This is a genomic window from Arthrobacter sp. E70 (assembly GCF_058266945.1).
Map to the genome: position 1 here is coordinate 247994 of NZ_JBYQFR010000007.1, position 13205 is coordinate 261198.

The following is a 13205-nucleotide window of genomic DNA, read 5'->3' on the forward strand; positions in this document are numbered from 1 at the left end:
CCACGCGCGGTTCAAGGAACACTCAGGGGAGTGCGTCCCGGACCGCCTGGGCAATGGCCTCCTTGTCCGCTGCGTCCGCCAGCACGGTCACGACGACGGTGGGCGGCTGGGGTGCGCGCCCCTGGCCAAGCAGGACCGGGCGGAACATCCGGGACAAGGCGTGGAGCTCGGTGGCCAGGGAGGCAGCCCTTTGCCGGTCGCCGGGAGCGGCATCAGTGGTTCCGGCCGCGGCGTCGTCCGACGCTTCAGGGCCGGAGCGGAGCCACTCCCGGAGGAAGGCGTTGTGCACGGCGACCACTGACGCCGCGAAGGCGACTGCCGTGTGTTCGTGCGCGCCGCCGTCGGGCAGCACGTCCATCACGTGGCGCAGGAATGCCCGCTCGTACCGGTGGGAGGTCACCAGTTCGCGGTCCCGGAGGGCCGGTACCGCCTGCAGGAGCCGGTACCTCGCCCGGGAGGTCTCCGGATTCCGCAGGTGGTGGTTGAAGACCAGCAGTGCCGCGTCGCAAACCGCTGCCAGGGGGTCCTGCGCGGCATCCGCCAGCAGGGTGTTCACTTGGCCGAGGATCCGCTCATGGTCTGCGAAGACCACGTCCTCTTTCGACCCGAACTTCCGGAAGAAGGTGCTGCGGCTCATTCCCGCGGCCTCTGCCAGCCCTTCCACGGATGTGGCATCGAAACCCTGGCGCGCCAGCAGCCCGATTGCGGCGGCGACCGGTTCGTCTGCATGGCGGCTCTCGGCGTTGGCGGTCATGCAGACGAAATTTAGCACACAGGCAGGGCTCCTCCCCGGCGGCCCCTTCCTCAGGCGCCCCTGCGGGCCCAGCCGGTCAGCTTGTCCGAAAGCTGCATGTAGTCCTCGTTCACCTGCTGAAGTTCCGGGTGGCTGTCGAACCACTGGATAATTTCGCGGGCGCCGTCAGCGAACGGGATGGAGGCGGTGTAGCCCGGGACCAGCGATTTGATCTTGGTGTTGTCAAAGACCACCGAATGGGACCGGTCGCCCAGGAGGTTGGAGCCCAGTTCCTGGTCGTGTGCGGCGATGGTTTCGGACGCCACATGCACCAGCTCCGGTTCCGGCACGCCCGCCGCCCGCGCGAAGAGCCGGTAGATCTGGTTCCACGGCAGGTACTCGTCGGAGGTGATGGTGAAGCTCTCGCCCACAGCCTGCGGCCGGCCGAGCAACCCCACGAAAGCCTTGGCAAAGTCGCGGCTGTGCGTCAGGGTCCACAACGAGGTGCCATCCCCGTGGACCATGACCGGGAGCCCGGCGCGCATCCGGTGGACATCCGTCCAGCCGCCGACCATGGCGATCTTGGTGCGGTCGTAGGTGTGTGACGGCCGCACCACCGTCAATGGAAAGTCCTGCTCCCGGTAGGCGCGGAAGAGCAGTTCCTCGCACGCGATCTTGTCCCGGGAATACTGCCAGAAGGGGTTCTTCAGCGGGGTGGATTCCAGGATCGGCAGCCGGGTGGGCGGTTTCTGGTACGCGGACGCCGAGCTGATGAAGACGTACTGCCCGGCCCTGTCCCTGAACAGGTCCATGCTGGTTTGCGCTTGGTCCGGGGTGTACGAGATGAAGTCCGCGACGGCGTCGAACGTCCTCCCGCCCAGCACGTCGCGGACCGCCGCCGCATCGCGGATGTCCGCGTGCAGGACTTCCGCGCCATCGGGGACGGGCCTGGTGGACTGTCCCCGGTTCAGGATGGTCAGCCGGTGGCCCAGCGCGACGGCGCGTTCTGCCGCCGCCGCGCTGATGACCCCGGTCCCGCCGATAAAAAGGATGCTCCTCGGTGCCACCGTATCCCCGGCCTCGGGCGGGGTTACCACGCGTAGTCCTCCGGCGCCGTACGGTGTCCAGGGAAGATGTCGTCCAGCCGCTTGAGGGCATCGGCGTCGAGACTGACGTCCAGGGCGCGGATGGCCGCATCCAGCTGTTCCTGCGTCCTGGGACCAACGATCGGGGCGGTTACCGCGGGCTGGTGCAGGAGCCAGGCCAGGGCGATGTCCCCGGGCTCGTGTCCCAGTTCGTCCGCGAAATCCTCGTACTGGCGGATCTGGTCCTGGTGCTTCTTCAGGGTCTCCGCGGCCCGCCCTTCGGTGCGGCGCACGCCTTCGCGCTCCTTCTTCAGCACCCCGCCCAGAAGTCCGCCCTGCAGGGGAGACCACGGGATCAGGCCTAACCCGTATTGCTGTGCGGCCGGGATGACCTCAAGCTCAACCTGGCGCATGAACAGGTTGTAGATGGACTGCTCGCTGACCAGGCCGGTGTAGTTCCGGCGGCGGGCAGCTTCCTGCGCCTGGGCAATGTGCCAGCCGGCGAAGTTGCTGCTGCCCGAGTACAGGATCTTGCCCTGCTGGACCGCCACTTCGACGGCCTGCCAGATCTCGTCCCAGGGGGTGTCCCGGTCGATGTGGTGGAACTGGTAGACGTCGATGTAGTCGGTTTGCAGCCGCTTGAGGCTGGCATCCAGCGCCCGCCGGATGTTCAGCGCGGAGAGCTTGGATTCGTTGGGCCGGTCCGTCATGGTGCCGTAGAGCTTGGTGGCCAGCACGGTATGCTCCCGGCGCTCGCCGCCCTTGGCGAACCAGCGCCCAATGATTTCCTCGGTCCAGCCGCGGTGCCCGGCGCCGCCGTACACGTTGGCGGTGTCGAAGAAGTTGATGCCGGATTCGTGGGCCGAGTCCATGATGCTGTGCGCGTCCGCCTCCTCCGTCTGGGGACCAAAGTTCATGGTGCCCAGGCAGAGGCGTGAGACTTTCAGGCCGGAGCGGCCCAGGTGGGTGTACTGCATGGCAAGGGGTTCCTTTCGGGGAGCCTGCGGCTGGGGTTGGCCTGCGCGGCCGGCGGAGCCTGTCGGGATTTACATCTGGGTGAAGGAGGCGACGGCGGGATCGGAACCGATGCGGGCGCCGGATTCCAGCGCGGTGATGGCGGCCAGTTCGTCCTCGGACAGCGTCAGGGACGATGCCGCGAAGTTTTCCCGGATCCGGTCAGGGTTCGCCGACTTGGGGATGACGATGTTTCCCTGGGCCAGGTGCCAGGCCAGCACTACCTGGGCCGTGGAGGCGTTGTGGGCGGCGGCGATTGCGGTGACGGCATTTCCGTTGAGGTCCCCGCCCTGGCCCAGCGGGCTGTAGGCTTCCACGGCGATGCCGAGGCCACGGCACTTTGCCGCCAGGTCCGCCTGCTGGTAGCTGGGGTGCAGTTCGATCTGGTTGACGGCGGGGACGGTCTCGGCGGACTCCAGCAGGGTGTCCAGGTGGTCTGAGAGGAAGTTGGAGACGCCGATGGCGCGGATCTCCTTGTTTTCGTACAGCCGCTCCATCTCCTTCCAGGCCTGCACGAACAGGCCCTGCGACGGCACGGGCCAGTGGATGAGATAGAGGTCGATGAAGTCCAGGCCCAGCGCCTTCCGGCTGTTTTGGAAGGCCTCCTGCGCGCGGCCCTGCTCGCCGTTGCGGAGCTTGGTGGTGATAAAGATGTCCTCGCGTGCGATGCCGGTGGCGGCAAGCGCCGCCCCCACCCCGGCCTCGTTGCGGTAGGCAGCCGCGGTGTCAATGTGGCGGTAGCCCGCTTCCAGGGCGTCCTCCACTGTCCGCTGGGTGTCTTCCGGCGGTACCTGGAAAACGCCGAAGCCCAGTTGCGGGATGGTGACGCCGTTGTTGAGTGTCAGCTCTGACATGGGTGCTCCTTGAATGGTGATGTTGGAATCAGTGCCGGATGCTCGACAGGGAGAAAGCGGTTTCCACCAGCTCATTCCCGAGCCTATGCATTTTTGGTCGCCAAGTCAGCAGGCAAGGCTGATCCTGTTTTTCCTAGGACTGCCAGTCCTACCTTCGTTGTAGAGCAGTGCCCGTACGGCAGGCAGAATGGACACCATGGGTCAGAGCGCCGAGTTCGGAAAATTCCTCAAAGCGATGCGGTCACGGCTGAGTCCGGAGGTGGCAGGGACAGGTCCCACCAACGGTTCCCGGAGGGTTCCGGGCCTGCGGCGGGAAGAGGTGGCACGGCTGGCGGGTGTCAGCACCGACTACTACGTCCGGCTGGAGCAGGGCCGCAATATCCACCCTTCGCGCACGGTCCTGGACGCTGTGGCCCGGGCGTTGCGCCTGGACAGCAGCGAGCACGCACACATGCTGGACCTGCTCGAAAACTGTGCGGGCTCTCCCCGGGATTCCGGCCCGTCGGCGGCCCAGGGGGTCCGCCCCGCACTCCGCCAGCTCCTGGATGCGGTGGGGGACGTCCCGGCCATGGTGCTGGGCAGGCGCAGTGACGTGCTTGCCGGCAACCGGATGGCTTTCCTGCTGTTCACGGATTTCACGGCGCTGCCGGCCGCCGAGCGGAACCTTGCCCGCTGGACAATCCTGGATCCCGCGGCGCGCGAACTTTTCCGCGACTGGAAGACCGTGGCTGCCGAAGCTGCGGGCTCCCTCCGCCTGGACGTGGGGCGCCACCCCAACGATCCCCAGGCGAACCAGCTGGTGGGGGAGTTGGCGGTGCACAGTGAGCACTTCCGGCAGTGGTGGGCGGGCCACCGCGTGGCCACCCGCTCGGCCGGCACCGTCCGGCTGCACCACCCGGCAGTGGGCGACCTTGAACTGAACTTTGAAAACCTCGTCCTTCCCGAGGACCCCGACCAGATGCTGCGGGTGTATTCCGCACGGCCCGGGTCGCCGTCGTCGGACGCCCTGGCCCTCCTTGGAAGCCTCGGGGCGGCGCCCGGGACGGCCATGGAGCGCCGGCCCGCCCCGGTCGCCGATGGTGCTGGTGCGGAGTAACGCGTCCCTTGGAGTGCTCCTTCTGTACATTTGTCCAGAGAGGGTGTCCAATTCTGGCCAGCCGCCCATTGGTACTGTAACCGCGCGTTCCTAGGCTGGAGAAGCAAGCTTCCCGCCACCAAGGATGGTCTCAACGATGAAACGCATCGCCCTGCTGAAGGAGCGCCAGGCGTCCGCCGGCGCCGCGTCCACTGCCACCGGCTCGCACTGCCCTGCGTCGGGCCTGTGGAGCCCGGAACTTGATCCGCACACCGTGCTCTCCTTCTTCGAAGGCCACGTATTTCCCACGTTCGACGGCGTCCCCACCGTCTGGCGCCGCCGGAGCCCGGGCACGGCGAACTAAGCCACCCCTCGGCAGAACTGACCCGCAGCCGGCGTCATTGGATGCGCTGGCTGCGGGTCAGTTTTTCTTGTGGCTCAGTGTTTGTGGTGGCTCAGTGTTTGTGGTGGCTCAGGGTGCCGGGTCAGTGCTCTTCGAGCCGGAAGCCGATCTTGATGGTGACCTGCCAGTCCGCGATCTTGCCCTCTTCCAGGTGCCCGCGGATCTCCTTGACCTCGAACCAGTCAAGGTTTCGCAGGGTCTGGGATGCCTTTGCGATGCCGTTGCGGACGGCATCGTCCACGCCCTCGGTGGAGGTGCCGACAATTTCAGAAATGCTGTACGTGTGGTTGGACAACTTCGCTCCTCGTGATCGTCGATGCTCCCGGTTGCGGGCCGTCCCTGAAGCCTAGTAGGACTCCGGGAGGGTTGGCCATACCCCTTGGGCCCGGCAGCACGTCGCGGGGGAGGGATTACCTGGCCTCCAGCACCAGGTTCTTCAGGTCGTCCAGGGTCTGCTGCATGTGCGCGTCCATGGCTTCCCGTGACCTGGCCGCATCCCGCGACTGCAGCGCTTCGGCGATGCTCTGGTGATGGCCGATCGCGTGTTCCTGGATGGTGGGAACGGCCGACGTCTCGGTACGCCGCTTCTCCAGCACCCGGTGCAGCGGCTCGAACAGTACGGACACGAAGACATTGCCGGAGGCCCGGAGGATCACGTCGTGGAACGCCAGGTCCGCTTCCACGAAGGCAGCGACGTCATTGATGCTATGGGCCGCCTTCATGGCCGCGACGTGGGAGAAGAGGGAGCCGATGTCCTCTTCCGAGATCCGCCCGGCGGCAAGTTCGCAGGCCCCGGTCTCGAGCATCCGCCGGAGTTCGATGAGCTGGATGGAGGCATCGGCGTCATTCTTGCCTTCGGAGGCGGCACGAAGCACTGCCTCCAGGGAGGTCCAGCGGCTGAGCGGGTTGACGAAGGTGCCCCGGCCCCGCTCCACGCTCAGGATGTGCTGGGCCTGCAGCGTCTTCATCGCTTCACGTACCGTCATACGGCTGACTTCGTGGCGTGCGCTGAGCTCGTGCTCGCCGGGCACGGTGGCGCCGGGCGGAAACTCGCCTTCGATGATGCGGTCCAGCAACTCGTCGGCCACGATGCCGACCAGCGATTTCCTTGCCATGTTTCCCCCGCTTCCTGCTCCCGGCCCATGCCCGGCGGATATGTCAGACAAGTCTACTTGCGCGTCTTTATGCCGTATGCCACACTGACATTCAAATGCAAGATGTCAGACATCTTACAGCTACCTTTACATCAGGATCCGAGTCCCGGATCGCAACACAACGGAGTGCACTGTGACGTATGAAGCAGACCTTCTGGCCGCGTACCCGGCAGAACTGGATATCCCTGCGGGGCTGGTGGCCGCCGCGCTGGCCGCTTCCAACGCGGAAGTTCCCCGCGTCCTGGTAGTGCTCGACGACGACCCCACCGGCACGCAGTCCGTGGCGGATTTGCCCGTGCTCACCCGTTGGGAAGTGGAAGACTTCGCGTGGGCTTTTGGCCAGGGCAAGCCCGCCGTGTACGTCCTCACCAACACCCGCAGCCTTGATCCGGCGGAGGCGGCGGCCCGCAATGAGGAAGTGGTCCGCAACGCACTTGCCGCGGCCGGCACCGGCGCCGGTTCCAGCCTGCGACTGGGATTCGTCAGCCGCAGCGACTCCACCCTCCGCGGCCACTACCCCCTGGAGCCGGATGTCATCGCAGCCACGGTTGCCGAGGCCGGCGGCGCAACAACCGACGGCGTCGTCATCGTGCCGGCCTTTCCGGACGCCGGCCGTGTCACCATCGGCGGTGTCCACTACATGCGTGGCACCGGCGACGCCCAGGGCACCCTGGTCCCGGTCTCCGAAACCGAGTTCGCCAAAGATGCAACCTTTGGCTTCAACACCTCCGTCATGGCCGAGTACGTTGCCGAGAAGTCCCGGGGCCGGTTTCCCGCAGATTCCGTGATCGTCCTGGACCTGAACATCATCCGGGCCGGCGCTTCAGCCCAGGACCCTGCCATTTCCGCCAAGGCCATCGCCGACGCCATCGAACCAGCAACCGACTCCACCCCCATCGTGGCGGACATCGTCACCGAGAACGACTTCCGCGCCCTGGCTTTGGGCCTTGAGGAAGCGGAGCGCCGCGGCAAGAAACTGCTGTACCGTGTTGGGCCGCCGTTCGTCCGCGGGCGCATCGGCCAGGAAATCCGCACCGCACTGACCGCCGAAGAAGCCTACGAAGGCAACACCCCATCAGAGGCCGGCGGCCTGATCGTGGTGGGATCGCACGTTGGCCTCACCACGCGGCAGCTCAACGTCCTCACCGCGGAACACAGCTCCGCCCGGATTATCGAGATCAACGTCGAAAAGCTCCTTGGTGCCGAACCGGAGGCCAAGGCCCACCTGGACCAGACCGTGGACGCCGTCGTCGAAGCCCTTCGCGAGGGCGACGTCATCGTCCACACCAGCCGCCTCCTGATCAAAACCGGCGACCCCGCCGAAAGCCTGCGGATCGCCCGGACCGTCTCGGCCGCCGTCGTCGACGTGGTCAACCGGACCCTGAAGACCTTCCCTCCGCGGTTCGTCATCGCCAAGGGCGGCATCACCTCCTCCGACGTGGCAGCCCACGGCCTGGAGATCCGCCACGCCATTGTCCGGGGCCCCATGCTGCCCGGCATCGTCAGCCTGTGGGAGCCGGTGGACGGGCCGGCCAAGGGCATCCCGTACATCGTTTTCGCCGGCAACGTGGGCGATGACGACTCCCTCGTCCAGGTCACCCGCAAACTCAGCAGCATGTTCTGATCCCCTCCAGCCCCGCAAGAATTCAACGGAGAAACACCATGACCAGCAACTACACCGTCACCGTCCTGGGCCTTGGCGCCATGGGCCTGCCCATGGCCACCTGCCTGGCCTCGCAGCTGACCGTCCACGGCTTCGACATCGCCGAGCCCCGCCTTAAGCTCGCCGAAGAAGCCGGCATCACCACCTTCACCACGGCCCGTGAGGCTGCAAAGGGCGCCGACGCCGTGCTCCTGGCCGTCCGCAACGGGGAGCAGCTCAATGACGTCCTCTTCGGCGAGAGCGGCGTTGCTTCCGTGCTCGAGCCGGGCGCCGTCGTCATCCTCGGCAGCACCGTGGGCACTGACGCCATCCCCGCCACCGTGGCCAAGCTGGCCGAATACGGCGTGGACCTGGTGGACGCCCCGCTGTCCGGCGGCCCCAAGCGCGCCGGCGAAGGCGACCTGCTGATCGTCGTCGGCGCTTCCCCCGAAGCCCGCCGGAAGGCAGCGCCGGCCCTGGACCTGCTGGCCTCCACCCTCACCGTGGTGGGAGACAACCCCGGCGACGGCCAAGCCCTGAAGACCGTCAACCAGCTCCTCTGCGGCGTCCACATCGCTGCCGCCGCCGAGGCCCTCGCCCTGGCGGACGCTTTGGGACTGGACCAGGCCAAGACCCTCGCCGCCCTCGAAGCAGGCGCCGCCGGCTCGTTCATGCTGTCCAACCGCGGCCCGCGCATCCTGGAGGCCTACAACGAGGACGGCGCCGAGGTCCTCTCCCGCCTGGACATCTTCGTCAAGGACATGGGCATCGTCGGCAAGGCCACCCGCGCCGCCGGCCTGGCTGCCCCCGTTGCCGCGGCCGCCGAGCAGCTCTACCTGCTGGGCCAGGCCCAGGGCCTCGCCGCCGCCGATGACTCCGCAGTGATCAAGGTGGTCGCGCCCGCCAAGCGCACCAAGTAACCCAGCGCGCCAAAAAGCCTTTTCCCGCAGAAGGTACGACGACGGCGGTCCCCCCTCCGCCGTCGCCGTACCTCCCAGCGTTGCCGGCGCCGTCCCGCAACCCTTATCCCCGCCGTAATACCTGCTGCCCGCTTTCCCCCAGGCCGGCACGTCAAAGGAGACACCTCCCCGTATGAACCACCTGATTAACCCGCTGATAGTGCGGGCGGCCGATGCCCCGGCCATCAAGCCCGCGGTTGAGCTGGGCACCCCGCTGCTGCTCACCATCGCAGCCCTTGGCATCGCCATCCTGCTGGTGATGATCATCCGCTTCAAGATCCAGGCCTTCGTGGCCCTGCTCACCGTCAGCATCCTGGTGGCCATGGCTGCCACCATCCCGCTGCAGGACATCTTCACCGTGGTCTCCAGCGGGGTGGGCAGCACCATGGGCAAGGTGGCCATCCTGATCGCGCTCGGTGCCGTGCTGGGCCGGATGATCGAGGTCTCCGGCGGCGTCCAGTCCCTCGCGGACCACTTCACCCGCAAGCTCGGTGCCCGCCGCGTGGCTGTGGCGCTGACCGCCGTCGGCTTCCTCGTGGCCATCCCCGTCTTCTTCGAGGTGGGCATCATCGTGCTGGTGCCCATCGTGTATGCCTTCGCCAAGATCGCCAAGGTACACCCGGTCAAGTTCGGCCTGCCCATGGCCGGCATCATGCTCGCCATCCACGTGGCGGTCCCGCCGCACCCCGGAATCGTGGCCGGCGCCGGCGTGCTGGGCGCGGACATCGGGCTGATCGCCCTGATCTCGCTGCTGATCTGCGTGCCGCTGGGCTTCCTGTCCTACTGGGTGGCGTCCATCATGAACCGCAAGGACTACGAACTGCTGCCGGCAGTGAAGGCCCAGGTTGAGGAGTTCGGGTCCACATCCCTGGTCAAAGTGGGCCACGACGGCCCCGGTGCCGCCGCCGTGGCACCCCCGCGCCCGGGACTGATCATCTTCCTGATTGCCGCTCCGATCGTCCAGATCCTCCTGGGCACCGCCGGCACCCTCATCCTCCCCAAGTCCCACCCGCTGTATGGGCTGGCAGCCTTCATCGGCAACCCGTTCCTCGCGCTCCTTGTGGCCGTGGCGCTGTCCTTCTTCCTGCTGGCCGTCCGCCGCGGTTGGTCGTTCAAGGAAACCGGTGAAATCTTCGAAGGATCCCTCCCGCCCATCGCCTCCATCCTGATGGTGGTCGCCGCCGGTGGCGTGTTCGGCAACGTGCTGCAGGTGTCCGGCATCGGTTCCGCGCTGTCCAAGACCCTGGACACCCTCGGAGTGCCGCTGCTGCTGCTCGGCTTCATCATTTCCCTGGCCCTGCGCGCCGCACAGGGGTCGGCCACCGTTGCCATCGTGACCACCACCGGACTGCTGTCCGCAGCGGTCAGCGGCGGCGGCTACAGCCCGGCGCAGATCGCGGTGATCGTGATCGCCATCGGCTTCGGTGCCCTGGGCCTCTCCCACGTCACGGATGCCGGCTTCTGGGTGGTGGTCCGCTACTACGGCCTCACGGTCTCGGACGGACTGAAGACCTGGACCGTCCTCACCACCATCCTGGGCCTGGCCGGCTTCGCGCTGACCTTCGTCGCCTGGATCCTGGTGGGAGGCCTGGGAGCCTGATGCGTACCCGACTGGATCATCTGGTTACTGCCGCACTGCAGCACGGTTCCGCGGTGCCCGCCTTCACCTGCTACGACTTCACCACGGCAATGGCCGTGGTGGGGGCAGCCGAGGAAGCCGGCCGCGGCGCCATCCTGCTGGTAGCACCCAAGACCGCTGCTACCGGGAACGGGCTGCGGCTGATCGCGGCACTCCGCGGTTTGGCCGATGCCGCGGCGGTGCCGGTCGCGGTGCAGCTTGACCATGCAAGCGACCTGAAAGTGATGGCCGACGCCGTCGCGGCAGGGGCGGATTCCGTCCTCGCCGACGGTTCCTCCCTTCCGTACGAGGACAACATTGCGCTGGTCCGGGCCGCGCGCGCCCTGCTGGGCCCCGACGTCGTGCTCGAAGCGGAACTCGGCGGCCTGGCCGGCGACGAGGACCGCGCCTTCTCCGCCGATCAGCCGGCGGGCCAGTCCGGGGTGGACGTGGCCGGCATGACCGATTCCGCGCAGGTGGAGGACTTCGTGTCCCGCACCGGAGCTGAGTTGCTGGCCGTCGCCGTGGGCAATGTCCACGGCAAGTACAAGGGCGAGCCGCGGCTGCGCTGGGACGTGCTGCAGGACATCGCCGTGCGGACCCACATCCCGCTGGTGCTGCACGGCGCCTCGGGCATCCCCGCCGAAGAACTGGTCAAGGCCGCCGCCATGAACGTGGGCAAGGTCAACTTCAACACCGAACTGCGGACGGGCGTGCTGGCCACCCTGCAGGACCAGCTTGCCGCCCACCGGGCGGACGGCGAAAACCTGCAGGGCCTGCTGGGCCAGTGGAACAACTCCGCGAGGGACTTCGCCACCACCACGCTTGCCACGCTGGCACGGTAGCTGCAGGGCTGCGAAGCCGCCGGGGGAGGCCGGCGCTGGCCGCTGTGCTGTCCCGACGGCAGGGGCGAAAGACCGTAGACAGCGCCGGTGGCGGGGGCACAATAGTGCTGTGGGCAGCAGCAGGTCTCAGTAGGTCCCACCGTGGGCGGCGCCAGCAAGCGGGGGACAGCGAGCGGGCCGGACCCGGCAAACGGCCGTGATCCGGCCATCGACCTTGTCCGCTTCGCCTGCCTGGCACTGGTGGTGGTGGGACACTCCATGATGGTCAGCCCCGTACTGCACCCGGACGGCACGGTGACCACGGAAAACACACTCGCCGTGCAGGACTGGTTCGTTCCCGTCATTTGGGTCTTCATGGTGATGCCCCTGTTTTTCGTCACCGGAGGCATCACCGGCCTGCAGTCCTGGCGGCGGCTCAAGGGAAGCGGGGGCACTGCGGCGCAGTTCATCCGTGCCAGGCTGCTGCGCCTGCTCCTGCCCGCCACCGCGTTGCTCGCCGTGATGGTCGTGGGTTTGGGGGCGGCCGCAGTGCTGGGCGTGGACCGCCAGGCGGTCCAGCTGATGGCCGCGGGCGCCGCGATGCCCCTATGGTTCCTGGCGGCCTACCTCGCGGCGCAGCTGAACATTCCTGTCCTGGCCGCCCTCCACGCCCGGGCGCCGTGGCTGGCACTCGGCCTGCTCACCGCCCTGGTGGTGGCAGTGGACTGCCTGCGTGGCGCACTGCCTGCCCTTTCCTACGCCAACCTCGTGTTCGTCTGGTGCGCAGTGCAACAGCTGGGGTTCCTGGCCGCCGACGGCCACTTTTCCAAGCTTTCCCGCTCCGGCCTTGCAGGCATGGCTGTTGCCGCCAATCTCGTGCTCGGCCTGGTGACCGGCCTCGGCCTGTACACAGGGAACATGCTGGTGAACCTCAACCCGCCCAACCTCACCCTGTTCCTGCTCGGCATTGCCCAGTTGGCGGCCATGGAACTGGCGCGGCCGGCGCTGGGGCCGGTGGCAGCGGTCGGCTGGGTGCGCCGGCTGCTGGCACTGGTGGGCGGCCGTTCGCTGACCGTCTATCTCTGGCATCTTCCGCTGCTGGTGGGGATGTCCGGGCTGCTGCTGCTCACCCCGGTTTACAAGCCTGCTGCCGGAACGCCGGAGTGGTGGTGGTCACGGCCGGTGGTGGTCCTGGCGCTGGTCCTCCTGCTGCTGCCGGTAGCAGTGGCGTTCGGGCGCCTGGAGGAACGTCCGACGGCGCCGCACGCCTACCGCTGCCGGCCCGCCCTGGCAGGGACCGCCGTCGTCGTGGTCTTCCTTCCAGTGGCCGACGCTGCACTGAGCGGACTTTCGCTGGGACTGCTGGCCGCCGGCGCCTTGTGCTTCACCGCGGCGATCCTGCTCCTGGGCGGCTTTCCAGTCCCTCGGCGGCATGGCGCACCAAAGCCTGTGGCCGGAAGGGGACGCGGTGGCGGGGGCATTGCCAGCGGGGTGAAGTAGTGCCAGTGTCGAACCATGACCGAGAACACCATGTCCACAGAGGATGAGTTCACCGCCAACGTTTCCCTGCGGCGCAACGACGCGCACCACCGCTATGAGCTGCTGGTGGACGGCAAGCTCGCCGTCCAGGCCTTCTTCCGTGACCTTCCGGGGCATATCGACTTTACGCACACCGAAACCGGCAAGGACTTCGAGGGCCGGGGCCTGGCCGGGGTGCTCGCGCACTTCGCCCTGGACGACGTGGTGGCCACGGTAAACGCATCATCCCGCACTGCCCGTTCATGTCCAGCTACCTGCGCAAGCACGAGGGCTACGAACAGTTCGTCGACTGGCCGGAGCGCTAG

General features: G+C 67.4%; 13 protein-coding genes and 1 pseudogene. 8 read left to right on the forward strand and 6 right to left on the reverse strand.

The features are described 5' to 3' along the window. Nucleotides 1-22 precede the first annotated feature (22 nt). From AC3IMC_RS11350 to AC3IMC_RS11365, 4 genes are all read right to left on the reverse strand, one after another. A complete protein-coding gene (locus tag AC3IMC_RS11350) occupies nucleotides 23-754 on the reverse strand; it encodes a TetR family transcriptional regulator (protein ID WP_490918655.1) in 732 nt (243 codons plus the stop codon). A 50-nt stretch (nucleotides 755-804) separates the two neighbouring features. Further along, nucleotides 805-1830, reverse strand: a complete 1026-nt coding sequence (locus tag AC3IMC_RS11355) for an SDR family oxidoreductase (protein ID WP_490918656.1) — start codon at nucleotides 1828-1830, stop codon at nucleotides 805-807. Then, nucleotides 1824-2795, reverse strand: coding sequence for an aldo/keto reductase (locus AC3IMC_RS11360; RefSeq protein WP_490918657.1), 972 nt, complete (start codon nucleotides 2793-2795; stop codon nucleotides 1824-1826). Before AC3IMC_RS11360 ends, AC3IMC_RS11355 begins: the two co-directional genes overlap by 7 nt. A gap of 69 nt (nucleotides 2796-2864) precedes the next feature. Further along, the gene (locus tag AC3IMC_RS11365; RefSeq protein ID WP_490918658.1) at nucleotides 2865-3686 is read right to left on the reverse strand and encodes an aldo/keto reductase; all 822 of its coding nucleotides are present in this window, start codon (nucleotides 3684-3686) and stop codon (nucleotides 2865-2867) included. A 196-nt stretch (nucleotides 3687-3882) separates the two neighbouring features. On the opposite strand from AC3IMC_RS11365, the gene AC3IMC_RS11370 reads away from it, so the two are divergent. Together AC3IMC_RS11370 and AC3IMC_RS11375 are read left to right on the forward strand one after the other, a co-directional pair. After that, entirely contained in the window at nucleotides 3883-4782 is a 900-nt protein-coding gene (locus AC3IMC_RS11370) for a helix-turn-helix transcriptional regulator (RefSeq protein ID WP_490918659.1), read from the forward strand. Nucleotides 4783-4918: 136 nt separating this feature from the next. Continuing rightward, on the forward strand, nucleotides 4919-5125 hold the full coding sequence (locus AC3IMC_RS11375; protein ID WP_490918660.1) for a hypothetical protein: 207 nt from the start codon (nucleotides 4919-4921) through the stop codon (nucleotides 5123-5125). 121 nt (nucleotides 5126-5246) lie between these two features. On the opposite strand, the gene AC3IMC_RS11380 is transcribed toward AC3IMC_RS11375, so the two are convergent. Further along, nucleotides 5247-5459, reverse strand: coding sequence for a dodecin (locus tag AC3IMC_RS11380; protein WP_461858153.1), 213 nt, complete (start codon nucleotides 5457-5459; stop codon nucleotides 5247-5249). Nucleotides 5460-5574: 115 nt separating this feature from the next. After that, the gene (locus AC3IMC_RS11385; RefSeq protein ID WP_490918661.1) at nucleotides 5575-6279 is read right to left on the reverse strand and encodes a FadR/GntR family transcriptional regulator; all 705 of its coding nucleotides are present in this window, start codon (nucleotides 6277-6279) and stop codon (nucleotides 5575-5577) included. 172 nt (nucleotides 6280-6451) lie between these two features. On the opposite strand from AC3IMC_RS11385, the gene AC3IMC_RS11390 reads away from it, so the two are divergent. The 6 genes and pseudogenes from AC3IMC_RS11390 (at nucleotide 6452) to AC3IMC_RS11415 (ending at nucleotide 13205) form a co-directional block, all read left to right on the forward strand. Further along, nucleotides 6452-7942 (forward strand): four-carbon acid sugar kinase family protein, encoded by a 1491-nt coding sequence (locus AC3IMC_RS11390; protein ID WP_490918662.1) that lies wholly within the window; start codon nucleotides 6452-6454, stop codon nucleotides 7940-7942. A 38-nt stretch (nucleotides 7943-7980) separates the two neighbouring features. Next, entirely contained in the window at nucleotides 7981-8880 is a 900-nt protein-coding gene (locus AC3IMC_RS11395) for an NAD(P)-dependent oxidoreductase (protein ID WP_490918663.1), read from the forward strand. Nucleotides 8881-9052: 172 nt separating this feature from the next. After that, a complete protein-coding gene (locus tag AC3IMC_RS11400; protein WP_490918664.1) occupies nucleotides 9053-10519 on the forward strand; it encodes a GntP family transporter in 1467 nt (488 codons plus the stop codon). After that, nucleotides 10519-11382: a class II fructose-bisphosphate aldolase gene (locus AC3IMC_RS11405; RefSeq protein ID WP_490918665.1), complete on the forward strand. Its 864-nt coding sequence runs from the start codon at nucleotides 10519-10521 to the stop codon at nucleotides 11380-11382. Before AC3IMC_RS11400 ends, AC3IMC_RS11405 begins: the two co-directional genes overlap by 1 nt. Before the next feature lie 141 nt (nucleotides 11383-11523). After that, complete coding sequence (locus AC3IMC_RS11410) at nucleotides 11524-12861, forward strand: acyltransferase family protein (protein WP_490918666.1); 1338 nt, start codon at nucleotides 11524-11526, stop codon at nucleotides 12859-12861. A 15-nt stretch (nucleotides 12862-12876) separates the two neighbouring features. Next, nucleotides 12877-13205 (forward strand): annotated as a pseudogene (locus AC3IMC_RS11415) (GNAT family N-acetyltransferase).

Excerpts from the sequence above, each read along its gene's own strand:
- AC3IMC_RS11365 (WP_490918658.1), bottom strand. The coding sequence starts at position 3,686 with ATGTCAGAGCTGACACTCAACAACGGCGTCACCATCCCGCAACTGGGC.
- AC3IMC_RS11370 (WP_490918659.1), top strand. The coding sequence starts at position 3,883 with ATGGGTCAGAGCGCCGAGTTCGGAAAATTCCTCAAAGCGATGCGGTCA.
- AC3IMC_RS11400 (WP_490918664.1), top strand. The coding sequence starts at position 9,053 with ATGAACCACCTGATTAACCCGCTGATAGTGCGGGCGGCCGATGCCCCG.
- AC3IMC_RS11350 (WP_490918655.1), bottom strand. The coding sequence starts at position 754 with ATGACCGCCAACGCCGAGAGCCGCCATGCAGACGAACCGGTCGCCGCC.
- AC3IMC_RS11405 (WP_490918665.1), top strand. The coding sequence starts at position 10,519 with ATGCGTACCCGACTGGATCATCTGGTTACTGCCGCACTGCAGCACGGT.
- AC3IMC_RS11385 (WP_490918661.1), bottom strand. The coding sequence starts at position 6,279 with ATGGCAAGGAAATCGCTGGTCGGCATCGTGGCCGACGAGTTGCTGGAC.
- AC3IMC_RS11375 (WP_490918660.1), top strand. The coding sequence starts at position 4,919 with ATGAAACGCATCGCCCTGCTGAAGGAGCGCCAGGCGTCCGCCGGCGCC.
- AC3IMC_RS11395 (WP_490918663.1), top strand. The coding sequence starts at position 7,981 with ATGACCAGCAACTACACCGTCACCGTCCTGGGCCTTGGCGCCATGGGC.
- AC3IMC_RS11360 (WP_490918657.1), bottom strand. The coding sequence starts at position 2,795 with ATGCAGTACACCCACCTGGGCCGCTCCGGCCTGAAAGTCTCACGCCTC.